The following is a 14,597-nucleotide window of genomic DNA, read 5'->3' as shown; positions in this document are numbered from 1 at the left end:
GGTGCTGCCCCTGCCGGACCCAAGGTGCAGCGCCGAACGCGTCAGCCTGGCTAACCCGCTTCGAATAACGCCATGGCTTCGACATGCGCCGTCTGAGGAAACATGTCGAGAATCCCGGCACTTTTTAACCGGTAACCCTGCCTGACCAGTTCGACGGTGTCGCGGGCCAGGGTCGCCGGGTTGCACGATACATAAACAAGACGTTTTGCGCCGAGGTCTGCGATTTTTCGCACAACCTCGAATGCACCGTCACGCGGTGGGTCCAAGAGTACCGCAGAAAAGCCTCCTGCGGCCCAGCCCGACGCCGCCAAAGGCTGCGATAAATCGGCCTGAAAAAACTGCGTGTTATGCAAATTGTTGCTACGAGCATTGGCTGCCGCCCGCTCGACCATCGCCTGCACCCCTTCCACCGCCACCACTTCCCGCGCCTGCCGGGCCAGCGGCAGGGCAAAGTTGCCCAGACCGCAGAACAGGTCGAGCACGCGTTCATCGGCTTGCGGCGCCAACCAGGCCAAGGCCTGCTCGATCATCGCGGTGTTGACCTGGGCGTTGACCTGAACGAAATCGCCGGGCCGGTACGCCAATTCAAGGTTCCAGGGTTCAAGACGAAAACCGAGGCTCTGACCCGCATCCACCGGTGAAGGTTCACCCTCGCCTTGTAACCACAGCTGTACACCCGCCTGCGCGCAGAACGCCTGCAGGCGCGCCAGGTCGCCGTCCCCCAAGGGCCCGGTATGACGCAACAGCAGCGCCAGCGCGGTACCGCTGAACAGCTCGACGTGGCCAACCACCTGCGGTTTGCTCAAGCTGCGCAAGAGCGTGGGCAGGTGACGCATGATCGACTGCAAGGGTTGTACCAGCACCGGGCAGTCGTCGATGGCGACGATGTCCTGGCTGGCTTCGGCGCGAAATCCGACGTCGAGATGTTTCGCCTTGTTGTCCCAACGCACCGCAACCCGTGCCCGGCGCCGGTAGCCGAACTCCGGCCCGGTCAGCGGCGCAGCCCAGTGCTCGGGCTGCACGCCCGCGACCCGCTGCAACTGTTCGGCCAGCAGGCGTTGCTTGAGCGCCAGTTGATCGGCATGAGGCAAGTGCTGCAGGTTGCAGCCGCCACAGCGGTCGAAGTGCTTGCACGGGGCCTCGCGGCGCGCCGGGCTGGCATTGAACACCCGCTCCAGGCGGGCCTCGACCACCTTGCCGTGGGTATTGAGTACCCGCGCTTCGACCTCTTCCTCGGCCAGGGCGCCACTGACGAACCAGGTGCGACCGTCGAGAAAGGCAATGCCACGGCCGTCGCCAGCGAGGCGCTCGATGCTCAGGCGCTGTTTCTTGCCGGTGGGGATCTGTGGCGCACGGGTGCCACCGGCCGGCTGAAAGCGCAGGCCGCTGTTACGTTTGTTCTTGGACATCAGTTCACTGAATCGAAAATGCCGGTCGACAGGTAACGGTCGCCACGGTCGCAAATGATCGCCACCATCACGGCGTTTTCCAGCTCGCGGGACAGGCGCAGCATGGCTGCCACTGCACCACCGGAGGACACGCCACAGAAAATGCCCTCTTCGCGGGCTAACCGGCGGGTGGTTTCTTCGGCTTCGCTCTGGGCCATGTCGACCACGCGGTCAACGCGCTCGGACTGGTAGATCTTCGGCAGGTATTCCTGCGGCCAGCGGCGGATGCCGGGGATGGCCGAGCCTTCCATCGGCTGCAGGCCGACGATCTGCACCGCCGGGTTCTGCTCCTTGAGGTAGCGCGAGCAGCCCATGATGGTGCCGGTCGTGCCCATGGAGCTGATGAAATGGGTAATGGTGCCCTGGGTCTGGCGCCAGATTTCCGGGCCGGTGCTCACATAGTGGGCTTCAGGGTTGTCGACATTGCCGAACTGGTCAAGCACCAGTCCACGGCCTTCGGCCTGCAGGCGGTCGGCCAGGTCGCGGGCACCTTCCATGCCCTCTTCCTTGCTGACCAGGATCAGTTCGGCACCGTAGGCGGTCATCGCCGCCTTGCGCTCGGCACTGGAATTGTCGGGCATGATCAGGATCATCTTGTAACCCTTGATCGCCGCCGCCATGGCCAGAGCGATGCCGGTGTTGCCCGAGGTCGCTTCGATCAGGGTGTCACCCGACTTGATCTGCCCACGCAGTTCGGCGCGGGTGATCATCGACAGCGCCGGCCGGTCCTTGACCGAGCCTGCCGGGTTGTTGCCTTCGAGCTTGAGCAGGAGGGTATTGCTGGTTTCGCCGGCAATGCGCTGCAGGCGGACCAGAGGCGTGTTGCCGACGCAATCGGCGATGGTTGGGTACTGCAAGGTCATGGCGTATTCGCAATCCAGACTGCGGGGGCGCCTATCATACCGGCAAACGGGATTTGCCCATATCACGCAATGTGTTGGGGTTATAGCTGCAAGCTATAAGCAAGAGTTTACGGCCCTCTCGCTGGCAAGCCAGCTCCCACAGTGGATTTGCATGCACCTAGTACCTGTGGGAGCCGGACTTGCCGGCGATGGGCCGCGAAGCGGCCCCAGGATCACACCGCCGGCAGTTGCATGTTCAGCCGCAGGCCCTGGCCGGTGTTTTGCGCCCACAGACGCCCGCCCTGGCGGACGATGGCATTGCGGGCAATGCTCAGGCCCAGCCCAAAGCCACCATCGCCCGGGCGCGAACCGTCCAGCCGGGTAAAGGGCGCGAAAATACGCTCAAGCTCACTTTCCGCTACCCCACCGCCCTGGTCTTCCAGCCAGATCAGCCAGTCATCGCCCTGACGCCGCCCGTCCAGGCGAATCACGCCACCGGCTGACGAATGCCGAATGGCATTACGCAAAATGTTTTCCAGGGCCTGGGCCAGGCTGTTGAGGTTACCCTGCACCCAGCACGAGGCGTCCAGCGCACAGTGCAGTTGCGCCCCGGGCCAGGCACTTTCGTAGCAGGCATCCTCAGCCAGCATCTCCCACAGAGCCTGGACCTGGATCGGCTCCTTGCTCATCGGCGCCCGCTCGGTGTCGAGCCAGGCCAGCTGCAGTGCATCCTCGACCAGGCGCTGCATGCAGTCGATTTCGCGGCCCAGGCGCTCGCGCAGCTGGCCGGCATCAGCCTCGCTGTCGCAAGCCACGCGCAAGCGGCTCAAGGGCGTGCGCAGTTCGTGGGAAAGGTCGCGCAACAGCTGCTGTTGCAGGGCCACCGTGCCCTGCAGGCGTTCGGCCATGTCATCGAAGGCGCGGCCCAGCTCGCCCAGTTCGTCCTGGCGGCTGGTGGTGCTGCTGGCGACCCGTGCCGAGAGCTGATCGGCGCGCCAGGCATTGGCCTGCTCTCGCAACTGGATCAACGGCACAATCAGCATGCGGTACAGGCCGACACATAGCAGCAAGGTAAACAGCCCGGGGATGATGCCGTTGGTCACTACTCGCCACAGTACCCGGTACTGCCCCGGCGCCAGACGTTGCGGCAGCTCCATGACCAGGGTGCCCAGGTGCGGCTGCTGCGGGAAAGGCAAGCGCATCCACGGCATGCCGATCGAGCGCGGGCTCACCGGCCAGTCGATTCCGCGCAGGAAGGTCAGGCGCCGGCTTTCAACCTCGTTGAGCGGCGTGCTGCTCAACGACTGCAGGTCCGGGCCTATCACCCCGACCCAGCCGGGCTCCTGTTCGCGAACTGCCGCCAGCCAGGCGTCGATACCTGCCTGCCCTCCTCGCGACCAGGCCTGCTCGGCCTCGCCGGCATAGCCTTGCAGGGTGGTTTTGGCCACCTCGGACAGAAAGGCATTCTGGGTTTCCATATGCCGGCCCCAGGTCCAGCTCAGGCCGATCATCAACAGGCAGAAGCCGACCAGCAGGATGGCCAGTTTCCAGAACAATGAATGACGGTTCGGCACTTCAGTTGACCTCGGCGCCGCTAAGCACATAACCCTTGCCCCACACCGTACGCACCTCGCGTTCGAGGTAACCGATGGCCTTGAGCTTGCGGCGGATCTGGCTGACATGCATGTCCAGGCTGCGATCGTGGCGGGCATAGCCGCGCTGCAACACTTGCTGGTAAAGGAAGGCCTTGCTCAGCACCTCTTCATCGCTGCGGTGCAGGGTGTCGAGCAGGCGGTACTCGCTGAGGGTCAGCCCCGCCCACTGCTCGCCATAACAGACATCGCACGCCTCTTCATCGAAGCGCAGTTCCCCGGTCTGTACCTGTACGGGTTGTTGATGGCGCCGCTCCAGCGCCACCCGGCGCAGGATCGCCTCGATGCGCACCTGCAGCTCGATCATGCTGAAGGGCTTGGGCAGGTAGTCATCGGCACCGCGCTGGAAGCCGGTGATGCGGTCGGCCTCGGCGCCCAGCGCAGACATCAGGATCACCGGCGTCGAGCTGCTCTGGCGCAGCTGCGCCAGCACATCCAGGCCGTTGAGGCCGGGCAGCAGGATGTCCATCAGCACCACGTCAAAGCAGCTGTTTTGCGCGACCTGCAGGCCATCGCGGCCATTCTGGCACCAGGTGACCTTGAAGCCGCCGCGTTGCAGCTCCTCACGCAGGTACGCACCCAGGACCGGATCGTCCTCGATGGCAAGGATGTTGGAGGTGCTAATAGATACAGGAGTCATTGGCCGATGCTAGCAATTCTCAATCACGCGATTATTGGTTATTCACTGCGTGCAGGCAACCAGGGCTGGACCAAAGCCCCGGTTATAGTTGGCAATCGACAAAAGCAGATACAAATGAGTGCATTACGCGAGTAGGCGCGGTACTTTTCCGACTTGGTCCGTCAGCAGGAGCTGGCGGAGGCTTACAGCGCTTACCGGGCACAGGAGAGTGGCGTGCTGAATAGATTGGGCATCAGAAGCCGCGTGCTGTTGCTCGCCTTGTTACCAGCCGGCCTGATGGCGCTGGTACTGGGCGGCTACTTCACCTGGTTGCAGCAGAGCGAGCTGCAGACCCAACTGCTGCAACGCGGCAAGATGATTGCCGAGCAGCTGGCCCCGCTGGTGGCGCCAGCCCTGGCGCGGCACGACCCGGCGCAGCTGGAGCGTATCGCCGCCCAGGCCCTGGAGCAGTCCGACGTGCGTGCCGTGGCCTTCCTCGGCCCCGACCGCAACGCCCTGGCCCACGCCGGCCCGAGCATGCTCAACCAGGCGCCCACCGGCGGTGGCACGCAGTTGCTGCAACGCACCGGCAATGACGCCACCCGTTACCTGCTGCCGGTGTTCGGCCGCCACCGCGACCTGGCCGGCGAGCTGATCCCAGGTGAAGCCGACCGCCTGCTCGGCTGGGTGGAAATCGAGCTGTCCCACGACGGCACCCTGCTGCGCGGCTATCGCAGCCTGTTCACCAGCCTGCTGCTGATCCTGCTGGGGCTGGCCGCCACTGCCCTGCTGGCCTTGCGCATGAGCCGCACGATCAACGGCCCGATCGGCCAGATCAAATACGCCGTCACCCAGTTAAAAGATGGCAACCTGGAAGAACGCCTGCCGCAAATGGGCAGTTACGAACTGGACGAGCTGGCTGCGGGCATCAACCGCATGGCCGAAACCCTGCACAACGCCCATGAAGAACTGCAGCACAGTATCGACCAGGCCACCGAAGACGTACGCCAGAACCTGGAAACCATCGAGATCCAGAACATCGAGCTGGACATGGCGCGCAAGGAAGCCCTGGAGGCCAGCCGGATCAAGTCCGAGTTCCTCGCCAACATGAGCCACGAGATCCGTACGCCGCTAAACGGCATCCTCGGCTTCACTCATCTGCTGCAAAAAAGCGAACTGACCCCGCGCCAGCTCGACTACCTGGGCACCATCGAAAAGTCCGCCGGCAGCCTCCTGGGAATCATCAACGAGATCCTCGACTTCTCCAAGATCGAGGCCGGCAAGCTGGTGCTCGACAGTATCCCGTTCAACCTCCGCGACCTGATCCAGGACACCCTGACCATCCTCGCCCCGGCCGCCCATGCCAAACAGCTGGAGCTGGTCAGCCTGGTGTATCGCGATACGCCGCTGTCGCTGGTCGGCGACCCGCTGCGGCTCAAGCAGATCCTCACCAACCTGGTCAGCAACGCCATCAAGTTCACCCGCGAAGGCACCATCGTTGCCCGGGCCATGCTCGAAGAGGAACGTGAAGACAGCGTGCAACTGCGCATCAGCGTTCAGGACACCGGTATCGGCCTGTCCAGCCAGGATGTGCGGGCGCTGTTCCAGGCCTTCAGCCAGGCCGACAACTCGTTGTCGCGCCAGCCCGGCGGCACCGGTCTGGGCCTGGTAATTTCCAAGCGCCTGATCGAACAGATGGGCGGCGAGATCGGCGTCGACAGCACCCCCGGCGAAGGTTCGCAGTTCTGGGTCAGCCTGAGCCTGCCCAAGGCCCGCGACGATGCCGAAGACCTGCCCATGCAACCGCTGGTGGGCCGCCGGGTTGCGATTGTCGACAGCCACGAACTGGCACGTCAGGCCCTGGAGCATCAACTGGAAGACTGCGGCCTGAGCGTCAGCCTGTTCGCCACCGTCGAACAATTGCTGCACGCGGTCGAAGCCGCCACCCTGGCCGGGCAACCCTTCGAGCTGGCGGTGCTCGGGGTCAACCTCGACAGCGTCTCGCCGGAACGCCTCGGCCAGTACATCCAGCAACTGGAGCACCTGGCCTGCCAGGCTCTGGTGCTGTGCCCGACCACCGAACAGGCGCTCTATCATCCGTACCTGCCCAACGCCCACGGCCAATTGCAGGCCAAGCCTGCGTGCACGCGCAAGCTGCGCCGGGCGCTGGTCGAGATGGTCCAGCCGCGGCGTCCGGGCAGCGAGAGCAAGCCGGTGTCCGACCAGCCGTTGCCAAAGGTGCTGTGCGTCGACGACAATCCGGCCAACCTGCTGCTGGTACAAACCCTGCTGGAAGACCTCGGTGCCGAAGTGCTGGCGGTCGACAGCGGTTATGCGGCGGTTCAGGCGGTGCAGGACGAGCGTTTCGACCTGGTGCTGATGGACGTGCAGATGCCCGGCATGGACGGGCGCGAATGTACCGAACAGATCCGCCAGTGGGAAAGCAGCCAGAGCGGCGCGCCCCTGCCGATCGTCGCCCTCACCGCCCACGCCATGGCCAACGAAAAACGCGCCCTGCTGCACAGCGGCATGGATGACTACCTGACCAAGCCGATCAGCGAACGGCAACTGGCCCAGGTGGTGCTCAAATGGACCGGCCTGGCCCTGGGCGCACCGCGCCAGGAACGCTCGCTGGAATCCACGCCGGACAGCAGCGAACTCAAGGTGCTCGACCCGGAGGAAGGCTTGCGCCTGGCAGCCGGCAAGCCGGACCTGGCCGCCGACATGCTGGCCATGCTGCTGGCGTCGCTGGAGTCCGACCGCGAAGCGATTCGTGCGGCCCGCGAGGTCGCTGACCGCAATGGCATGATCGAGCGCGTGCACCGGCTCAATGGCGCCTCGCGCTATTGCGGGGTGCCACAATTGCGTGCTGCCTGCCAACGCAGTGAAACCTTGCTCAAGCAGGATGACCCGCAAGCGCCGCAAGCCCTCGACGAACTGGACCGGGCCATCACCCGGCTCACGGCCCAGGCGCGGATGAGCGCCTGAACCCTGGCTGACCTGGGGCAAGCCTTAATCCTTGCCCCTTGGTTAAACTTTCAGGCAAAGCCTTCAGGAAGATCCCATGCGCGTATTGTTTTTCAGCAGCCAGGCCTACGACCAGGACAGCTTCACCAGCACCACAGCCGTGCTGGGGCTTGAGCTGCACTTCCAGCCTGCACGCCTGACCGCAGACACCGCAGCGCTGGCCGCCGGCCATGAAGTGGTCTGCGCTTTCATCAACGACGACCTCGGTGCTGGCGTACTGGAACGCCTGGCGGCGGCCGGCACGCGCTTGATCGCCCTGCGTTCGGCCGGTTACAACCATGTCGACCTGGCCGCCGCCAAACGCCTGGGCCTGGCCGTGGTGCGGGTGCCCGCCTACTCGCCCCACGCCGTGGCCGAACATGCGGTGGCGCTGATCCTGGCGCTCAACCGGCGCCTGCACCGGGCCTACAACCGCACCCGCGAAGGCGACTTCACCCTGCACGGCCTGACCGGCTTCGACCTGCACGGCAAGACCGTCGGCGTGGTCGGCACCGGGCAGATAGGCGCGGCCTTTGCGCGGATCATGGCCGGTTTCGGTTGCCAGCTGCTGGCCTACGACCCCTACCCCAATCCCGAACTGCTGGCGCTGGGCGCGCGCTATCTGAGCCTGCCGGAGCTGCTACGCCAGGCGCAGGTCATCAGCCTGCACTGCCCGCTGACCGACGACACCCGTCACCTGATCAACGCCCAGAGCCTTGCCGACCTGCAACCCGGTGCCATGCTGATCAACACCGGCCGCGGCGCCCTGGTCGACACCCCGGCGCTGATCGAGGCGCTGAAAAGCGGCCAGCTCGGCTACCTGGGGCTGGATGTCTATGAAGAGGAAGCCCAGCTGTTCTTCGAAGACCGCTCCGACCTGCCATTGCAGGACGACGTGCTGGCGCGGCTGCTGACCTTCCCCAATGTGATCGTCACCGCCCACCAGGCCTTCCTCACCCGCGAGGCGCTGGCTGCCATTGCCGCCACCACCCTGGACAACATAACCCGCTGGGCGGCGGGCAATCCGCAGAACTTGGTCGAGGGTTGATGCTAGGATACGCGGCAGATTTGGAGGACCCATGGTCGAACACGATTTCCGCTACACCCTGTTTAACCCGCAACACACCCTGATCGAGTGCCGCGCCCTGGTGCCGGGCCGCTATCAAGTGACCGGCAACGGCGGCTCGATCCAGAAGAACGACGTTCTGCTGGTGACCCTCAAGGGCAGCAAGGATTTGTCCATGCGCCTGACCGTGGAATCCGTGCGCCACCTGATCAACCCGACCGGCCAATGGGTCGCGGTGGCCAGTGGCCCGGTGTTCGGCGAGCTGGCGATCCATACCTGGGACGTCAACTGCGATAGCTGCCAGGCAACCCTGAACTTCGAGTTCGCGGTCGACGCCAAACTGGGCAAAAAAGCCCAGCAACCGGCCGCCACTGCGCGCATCGCCGAACTCGGCTGGATCAGCCGCGGCGACAAACACCTGTGCCCGAAATGCAAGGAGACGGCCCAGTGAAAACGCTGTTGCTCTCAGCCCTGACCGGCACGGCCCTGCTGGGTTGCGCCGCCGAGCCGATGAAGCTGGAACAGGAACGCAGCTACCTGCTGGAGTGGATTGGCGAGCGTCCGCTAATGGACTACAGCCACCTGACCCTGACCCTGGCCACCGACGGCCGCGCCTATGGCAACGCCGGCTGCAACCACTGGTTCGCGCCTTACCAGCTGGACGGCGACAAGCTGACCTTCGGCAAGGTCGGCAGTACCCGCAAGCTGTGCGCGCCAGCGCTGATGGAGCAGGAAAAACGCTTCCTCCAGGCGCTGGAAACCGTGCAGCGTTGGGATATCTCGCCGATCGAGCAGGTGCGCTTCTGGCCGGCCGAGGGCAAGCCGCTGCGTTTCTGGCCTGAGGAAGGCTGACTTAAGCGGCAAGCCACAAGCTTCAAGCAGCAAGTAAAAGCAGACTGTGCGCGGTCTTGCTCTATCTTGCAGCTTGTCGCTTGTAGCTTGAATCTGCTGTCAAGCGCCCTTGAGCGCCTTGATCTTCTGGTTCAACCCCTCAAGCGTCTGCTCGCCCATCAACTGCTCCCTTACCTTGCCCTTGTCATCGATGATGTAGGTCACCGGCAAGGCTTCACTACGCGGCAGTTGGTAACGCTCGGCCGGGTCGCTGGCCAGCACCGTGAAGCCGATGCCCAGCGCTTCGCTGGCCTTTTTCAGGTCTTCTCCCTGCAGGCCGTCGAAGTTCACCCCGAGCACCTGCACGCCCTGCCCCTGCCATTGCTTGGCAGCAGCGTTGAGTTCGGGAATTTCTATGCGGCACGGGCCGCACCATTCCGCCCAGTAGTTGAGCACCAGCCAGTGCCCTTCAATCTGCTCGGCCTTCACTGCCTGGCCGTGCTGGTCCAGACCGTAATCTGCACCGCATCCGCCGAGCAACAGGCTCGCGGTGATGGCCAGTGCTGCTGCCAAACGCCTTGTCATGGGTCAATCCTTCTCGAAGATTCAAGCAAAATGCGAAGTCGCTGCGGTTAGAATAGCCGCCACACCCTGCTGGATGCGACCCGAACATGACTGACCTGACCCTCTATCACAATCCGCGCTGCTCCAAATCCCGTGGCGCCCTCGAGCTGCTCGAAGCCCGCGGCCTGGCCCCGACCGTGGTGCGCTACCTGGAAACCCCGCCGACTGCCAGCGAACTCAAGGCCCTGCTCGGCAAGCTGAACATCAGTGCACGCCAGCTGCTGCGCAGCGGTGAAGACGAATACAAAACGCTCAACCTGGCCGACGCCAGCCTCAGCGAGGCGCAGTTGATCGAAGCCATGGTCCAGCACCCCAAGCTGATCGAGCGGCCAATCCTGATTGCCGGCGATAAAGCCGTGATCGGCCGGCCACCGGAGAAGGTGCTGGAGATCCTGCCGTGAGCGCGCCGTACATCCTGATCCTGTTCTACAGCCGTCACGGCTCGACCAGCGAGATGGCCCGGCAAATTGCCCGCGGCGTCGAGATGGCCGGCCTGGAAGCGCGCATCCGCACCGTACCGGCGATTTCCACCGAGTGCGAAGCGGTAGCCCCGGACATCCCCGATACCGGCGCGCTGTACGCTACCCTGGACGACCTGCGCCATTGCTCGGGCCTGGCCCTGGGCAGCCCGACGCGCTTTGGCAACATGGCCGCGCCGCTCAAGTACTTCATCGACGGCACCAGCAGCCTGTGGCTGAGCGGCGGCCTGGTCGGCAAGCCGGCGGCGGCATTCACCTCCACCGCCAGCCTGCATGGCGGCCAGGAATCGACCCTGCTGTCGATGCTGCTGCCGCTGATGCACCACGGCATGCTGATCATGGGCCTGCCCTACAGCGAGTCGGCGCTGCTGGAAACCCGCGGCGGCGGCACCCCTTACGGCGCCAGCCACCATGCCGGTGCCGACGGCAAGCGCGATCTGGATGCCGACGAAATCGCCCTGTGCCGCGCCCTTGGCCAGCGCCTGGCGAGCACCGCCAACCTGCTGGAGAACGGCCGTGGCTAAAAAGCCCAAGGTGCTGCCCCCGATCGAATGGCTGACGCCGCGCCTGCGCCTGACCCGGGCGCTGAGCCTGGCGAGCTTTTTCGGCCTGATCGCCTTGCTGACCCTGAACAACCTGCTGTTCGCCGACCTGCACGGTGCGCGGGTCGGGGTGATCCTGGCGATTGAACTGGTGCCGCTGGTCCTGCTGTTGCCAGGCATGCTCCTGGGCAACGCCCGCGCCCACGCCTGGACCTGCTTTGTGGTCAACCTGTACTTCATCAAGGGCGTGCTGGCCGCGTTCGACCCGGCCCGGGCACTGTTCGGCTGGCTGGAAGTGGCGATCAGCCTGGCGCTGTTCGTCAGTGCCCTGCTGTATGTGCGCTGGCGCTTTCAGTATGAGCGGCGGCTGGCGGGGGAAGGTTCGAACTAAGAGTTGAATCCATCGCTGGCAAGCCAGCTCCCACAGGGTTTTGTGGGAGCTGGCTTGCCAGCGATGATGGCACCACCGATCTCAGTGGTTGACGGTATGCGCCAGCATCACCGACAGCTGGCACAACGGCCGCCCACTCTCGGCATGCCACTGATTGAAGGCATCCTGCACCAGGGCCAGATCGCGCTGGCTGGTCGGCGGCTTGTCGATGATGTCCTGGGCGATCAACGCCGCAGCCATGTCATTGGTGGGGATGAAGGTGTCCTTGCCGCACATGCGCAAGAAGCGCGGCGCCGACAGCCCGCCCAACTGGTTGCCATGCTTGGCCAGGTACTTCCACAGGCCGACGATATCGGTCACCGGCCAGTCGGCGATAAACGCACCGAAACTGCCGAATTCCTTCTCGATATCGAGGATCATCTGCGCATTGCGCGGCACGCTCTTGAGCTTGCCCAGGTGGCGGATGATCCGCGTGTCCTGCATCAGCCGCTCCAGGTGCTCGGCGCCCATCAGCACGACCTTTTCCGGGTCGAAGCCAAAGAACACCTGCTCGAAGGCCGGCCATTTGGCGTCCACCAGGCTGTGCTTCAAACCGGCGCGAAACACCCGCAGGGCCAGGGTCGACAGGTAACGGTCGGCGCCGATCGCGCGCAACTGCTCGGGGCTTTTCGCCTGGGGCAGGTGCGCTTCGAGGGCGGCGGCCGAGCCGAAGCGGTTCAGGCAGTACTCATGCAGCCAGTGGTAATCGCGCATGGCCGTCAGATGTTCAGCACGTCGACAAAGCGCGGGGTGGCGGTCTCGTCGATCTTCAGGCTGGTGAAGTCGAACAGGTTGCGGTCAGCCAGTTGCGACGGCACCACGTTCTGCAGGCCACGGAAGATGTTCTCGGTACGCCCCGGGGTCTTGCGCTCCCACTCCACCAGCATGTCCTTGACCACCTGACGCTGCAGGTTTTCCTGCGAGCCGCAGAGGTTGCACGGGATGATCGGGAATTCGCGCATGTCCGAGTAGGCCTGGATGTCCTTCTCGCTGCAGTAGGCCAGCGGGCGGATCACCACGTTGCGCCCGTCATCGGCACGCAGCTTGGGCGGCATGGCCTTGAGGGTGCCGTTGAAGAACATGTTGAGGAAGAAGGTCTCGACGATGTCGTCGCGGTGATGCCCCAGGGCCATCTTGGTCGCGCCGATCTCGTCGGCGAAGGTGTACAGGGTGCCGCGACGCAGGCGCGAGCACAGCGAGCAGGTGGTCTTGCCTTCCGGGATCAATTCCTTGACCACCGAGTAGGTGTCCTTCTCGACGATGTGGTACTCGACGCCAAGCGTCTCGAGGTAGGCCGGCAGCACGTGCTCGGGGAAGCCCGGCTGCTTCTGGTCCATGTTCACCGCAACGATGTCGAACTTGATCGGCGCCACTTTCTGCAGGTGCAGCAGAACATCGAGCATGGTGTAGCTGTCTTTGCCGCCGGACAGGCAGACCATGACCTTGTCACCGTCTTCGATCATGTTGAAGTCGGTGATGGCTTCGCCGGCGAGACGACGCAGGCGTTTTTGCAGTTTGTTCTGGTTGACCGAAAGGGTGCCCATAGCGCTTGGAATCCGCGAGGTGTGACAAAAGCCGAACATTTTACCCTTAAACCGCAGGTGGGCGTAGGCCAATCCGATAAAGACTGCATTGTGATTAAGCAGGCCCCTGACAGCGCGATTTGCTCTAAAAAGCCGGCTTTGTGCGGCGAACGCCTTTCTATACTGCGACATAAGGCCACACAAAGGTGACCTCCAACCTCTGGCCCAGACTTGGGGCCGCAAGCGCTCCACTGGGGGGCGATGGCAACAACGAAGGAGTGACCGGCATGATCCATCACGTTGTTGGGCTATTTACCCATCCCGATCAGGAATGGAAAGAAATACGCGGTGAAGAAGAAAGCATCAGCCACATGTACCTGACCCACACGCTGATCCTCGCCGCGATCCCGGCGATCTCGGCGTTTATCGGTACCACCCAGGTCGGCTGGGTCATTGGCGATCGCGCCCCGGTCATGCTGACCCAGGAAAGCGCACTGTGGATGACCATCATGTCCTACCTGGCCATGCTCGGCGGCGTGGCGGTGATGGGCGCGTTCATCCACTGGATGGCCCGCACCTACGACGCCAACCCCAGCCTGGCGCGCTGCATTGCCTTTGCCACCTACACCGCAACGCCGCTGTTCATTGGCGGCCTGGCGGCGCTGTACCCGCACCTGTGGCTGGGCATGATCGTCGGCACCGCCGCGGTGTGCTACACGGTTTATCTGCTGTATGTCGGCCTGCCGACTTTCATGAACATTCCTTCCGATGAGGGTTTTCTGTTCTCGAGTTCGGTACTGGCGGTAGGGCTGGTGGTGCTGGTCGCCATCATGGCCTTTACCGTGATTGTCTGGGGACTGGGCGTGGGGCCCGTCTACACCAACTAACCCAAACCATTAGAATCAACGGCAACATAGGTGCAACAACCTTCAGGCCGCCGCAAGGCGGCCTGATGCTGTGCGCTGACAGGTGGCTCGGCAGCGCCGCCGCGGTTGCGGCATAATTATCGGCCAGGAGTGTTCCCCGATATGCCCGAACTGCTCAAATCCCGCGTCGAAACCTGTTACCAGCAAGCCGAAACCTTTTTCAAACGCCCCTTCCCGCGCCCCGAAGTCAGCTTCAAGCTGCGCGGACAGAAGGCCGGCGTCGCGCACCTGCACGAGAACCTGCTGCGCTTCAACCTGCAGCTGTACCGCGAGAACAGCGACGACTTCCTCAAACAGACGGTGCCCCACGAGGTCGCCCACCTGGTTGCGCACCAGCTGTTTGGCGACCGCATCCAGCCCCATGGCGAGGAATGGCAATTGATCATGCGCGGCGTGTACGAGCTGCCGCCGCACCGTTGCCACAACTACGCGGTCAAGCGCCGCACGGTGACCCGCTATATCTACCGCTGCCCCTGTGCCGGCAGCGACTTCCCGTTTTCGGCCCAACGCCACAGCCTGGTGCGCCAGGGGCGGCGGTACCTGTGCCGGCGCTGCCGCAATACCCTGGTGTATAGCGGCGAGACCCGGGTGGAGTAAAAGCATCGCGGG

Annotated in this window: 16 protein-coding genes; 9 read left to right on the top strand and 7 right to left on the bottom strand. The window is 64.0% G+C overall.

Annotated elements, in window-relative coordinates:
- Window positions 1–50: 50 nt before the first annotated feature.
- From rlmD to ABM562_RS18185, 4 genes are all read right to left on the bottom strand, one after another.
- Complete coding sequence (gene rlmD, locus ABM562_RS18200) at window positions 51–1,409, bottom strand: 23S rRNA (uracil(1939)-C(5))-methyltransferase RlmD (RefSeq protein ID WP_115085731.1); 1,359 nt, start codon at window positions 1,407–1,409, stop codon at window positions 51–53.
- The gene (gene cysM / locus ABM562_RS18195) at window positions 1,409–2,311 is read right to left on the bottom strand and encodes a cysteine synthase CysM (RefSeq protein WP_115085730.1); all 903 of its coding nucleotides are present in this window, start codon (window positions 2,309–2,311) and stop codon (window positions 1,409–1,411) included. The genes rlmD and cysM overlap by 1 nt, the downstream gene beginning before the upstream one ends.
- A gap of 212 nt (window positions 2,312–2,523) precedes the next feature.
- The gene (locus ABM562_RS18190) at window positions 2,524–3,894 is read right to left on the bottom strand and encodes a sensor histidine kinase (RefSeq protein ID WP_115085729.1); all 1,371 of its coding nucleotides are present in this window, start codon (window positions 3,892–3,894) and stop codon (window positions 2,524–2,526) included.
- Entirely contained in the window at window positions 3,866–4,582 is a 717-nt protein-coding gene (locus ABM562_RS18185; RefSeq protein WP_460422867.1) for a response regulator transcription factor, read from the bottom strand. The genes ABM562_RS18190 and ABM562_RS18185 overlap by 29 nt, the downstream gene beginning before the upstream one ends.
- Before the next feature lie 213 nt (window positions 4,583–4,795).
- Between ABM562_RS18185 and ABM562_RS18180 the strand changes: the two genes are divergently transcribed.
- The 4 genes from ABM562_RS18180 (at window position 4,796) to ABM562_RS18165 (ending at window position 9,485) form a co-directional block, all read left to right on the top strand.
- The gene (locus ABM562_RS18180; RefSeq protein ID WP_115085727.1) at window positions 4,796–7,549 is read left to right on the top strand and encodes a response regulator; all 2,754 of its coding nucleotides are present in this window, start codon (window positions 4,796–4,798) and stop codon (window positions 7,547–7,549) included.
- 76 nt (window positions 7,550–7,625) lie between these two features.
- The gene (locus ABM562_RS18175) at window positions 7,626–8,615 is read left to right on the top strand and encodes a 2-hydroxyacid dehydrogenase (protein WP_460422865.1); all 990 of its coding nucleotides are present in this window, start codon (window positions 7,626–7,628) and stop codon (window positions 8,613–8,615) included.
- Window positions 8,616–8,646: 31 nt separating this feature from the next.
- Window positions 8,647–9,084, top strand: a complete 438-nt coding sequence (locus tag ABM562_RS18170; protein ID WP_115085725.1) for a hypothetical protein — start codon at window positions 8,647–8,649, stop codon at window positions 9,082–9,084.
- A complete protein-coding gene (locus tag ABM562_RS18165) occupies window positions 9,081–9,485 on the top strand; it encodes an META domain-containing protein (protein WP_415842500.1) in 405 nt (134 codons plus the stop codon). The genes ABM562_RS18170 and ABM562_RS18165 overlap by 4 nt, the downstream gene beginning before the upstream one ends.
- A 99-nt stretch (window positions 9,486–9,584) precedes the next feature.
- On the opposite strand, the gene ABM562_RS18160 is transcribed toward ABM562_RS18165, so the two are convergent.
- Window positions 9,585–10,049 (bottom strand): TlpA disulfide reductase family protein, encoded by a 465-nt coding sequence (locus ABM562_RS18160; protein WP_115085723.1) that lies wholly within the window; start codon window positions 10,047–10,049, stop codon window positions 9,585–9,587.
- 86 nt (window positions 10,050–10,135) lie between these two features.
- Here ABM562_RS18160 and arsC point away from each other — a divergent pair, with 86 nt between their 5' ends.
- The 3 genes from arsC to ABM562_RS18145 are packed head-to-tail and all read left to right on the top strand — an operon-like array spanning window position 10,136 to window position 11,500.
- Window positions 10,136–10,489 carry an arsenate reductase (glutaredoxin) gene (arsC, locus tag ABM562_RS18155; RefSeq protein ID WP_115085722.1) on the top strand — a complete coding sequence of 118 codons (354 nt, stop codon included), beginning with the start codon at window positions 10,136–10,138 and terminating at the stop codon, window positions 10,487–10,489.
- A complete protein-coding gene (wrbA, locus tag ABM562_RS18150) occupies window positions 10,486–11,091 on the top strand; it encodes an NAD(P)H:quinone oxidoreductase (RefSeq protein ID WP_233674813.1) in 606 nt (201 codons plus the stop codon). Before arsC ends, wrbA begins: the two co-directional genes overlap by 4 nt.
- Window positions 11,084–11,500, top strand: coding sequence for a DUF2069 domain-containing protein (locus tag ABM562_RS18145; protein ID WP_460422862.1), 417 nt, complete (start codon window positions 11,084–11,086; stop codon window positions 11,498–11,500). Before wrbA ends, ABM562_RS18145 begins: the two co-directional genes overlap by 8 nt.
- An 81-nt stretch (window positions 11,501–11,581) precedes the next feature.
- Here ABM562_RS18145 and ABM562_RS18140 read toward each other — a convergent pair whose 3' ends face one another.
- Complete coding sequence (locus tag ABM562_RS18140) at window positions 11,582–12,253, bottom strand: DNA-3-methyladenine glycosylase I (protein ID WP_258578259.1); 672 nt, start codon at window positions 12,251–12,253, stop codon at window positions 11,582–11,584.
- Between the two features lie 5 nt (window positions 12,254–12,258).
- Window positions 12,259–13,083, bottom strand: a complete 825-nt coding sequence (ttcA, locus tag ABM562_RS18135) for a tRNA 2-thiocytidine(32) synthetase TtcA (protein ID WP_115085718.1) — start codon at window positions 13,081–13,083, stop codon at window positions 12,259–12,261.
- Between the two features lie 266 nt (window positions 13,084–13,349).
- On the opposite strand from ttcA, the gene ABM562_RS18130 reads away from it, so the two are divergent.
- Both ABM562_RS18130 and ABM562_RS18125 read left to right on the top strand, forming a co-directional pair.
- Window positions 13,350–13,949: a Yip1 family protein gene (locus ABM562_RS18130; protein WP_010220386.1), complete on the top strand. Its 600-nt coding sequence runs from the start codon at window positions 13,350–13,352 to the stop codon at window positions 13,947–13,949.
- A gap of 141 nt (window positions 13,950–14,090) precedes the next feature.
- Window positions 14,091–14,585: a SprT family zinc-dependent metalloprotease gene (locus ABM562_RS18125; protein WP_115085717.1), complete on the top strand. Its 495-nt coding sequence runs from the start codon at window positions 14,091–14,093 to the stop codon at window positions 14,583–14,585.
- Window positions 14,586–14,597 lie beyond the last annotated feature (12 nt).

The organism is Pseudomonas sp. ZL2 (genome assembly GCF_054788455.1).
Note: the sequence above shows the minus strand (reverse complement) of the source record. Positions and strands in the feature narration are given on the sequence as shown.

Excerpts from the sequence above, each read along its gene's own strand:
- ABM562_RS18130 (WP_010220386.1), top strand. The coding sequence starts at position 13,350 with ATGATCCATCACGTTGTTGGGCTATTTACCCATCCCGATCAGGAATGG.
- ABM562_RS18190 (WP_115085729.1), bottom strand. The coding sequence starts at position 3,894 with ATGTGCTTAGCGGCGCCGAGGTCAACTGAAGTGCCGAACCGTCATTCA.
- ABM562_RS18140 (WP_258578259.1), bottom strand. The coding sequence starts at position 12,253 with ATGCGCGATTACCACTGGCTGCATGAGTACTGCCTGAACCGCTTCGGC.
- ABM562_RS18175 (WP_460422865.1), top strand. The coding sequence starts at position 7,626 with ATGCGCGTATTGTTTTTCAGCAGCCAGGCCTACGACCAGGACAGCTTC.
- rlmD (WP_115085731.1), bottom strand. The coding sequence starts at position 1,409 with ATGTCCAAGAACAAACGTAACAGCGGCCTGCGCTTTCAGCCGGCCGGT.
- cysM (WP_115085730.1), bottom strand. The coding sequence starts at position 2,311 with ATGACCTTGCAGTACCCAACCATCGCCGATTGCGTCGGCAACACGCCT.
- ABM562_RS18125 (WP_115085717.1), top strand. The coding sequence starts at position 14,091 with ATGCCCGAACTGCTCAAATCCCGCGTCGAAACCTGTTACCAGCAAGCC.
- ABM562_RS18160 (WP_115085723.1), bottom strand. The coding sequence starts at position 10,049 with ATGACAAGGCGTTTGGCAGCAGCACTGGCCATCACCGCGAGCCTGTTG.
- ttcA (WP_115085718.1), bottom strand. The coding sequence starts at position 13,083 with ATGGGCACCCTTTCGGTCAACCAGAACAAACTGCAAAAACGCCTGCGT.
- ABM562_RS18185 (WP_460422867.1), bottom strand. The coding sequence starts at position 4,582 with ATGACTCCTGTATCTATTAGCACCTCCAACATCCTTGCCATCGAGGAC.
- ABM562_RS18170 (WP_115085725.1), top strand. The coding sequence starts at position 8,647 with ATGGTCGAACACGATTTCCGCTACACCCTGTTTAACCCGCAACACACC.
- arsC (WP_115085722.1), top strand. The coding sequence starts at position 10,136 with ATGACTGACCTGACCCTCTATCACAATCCGCGCTGCTCCAAATCCCGT.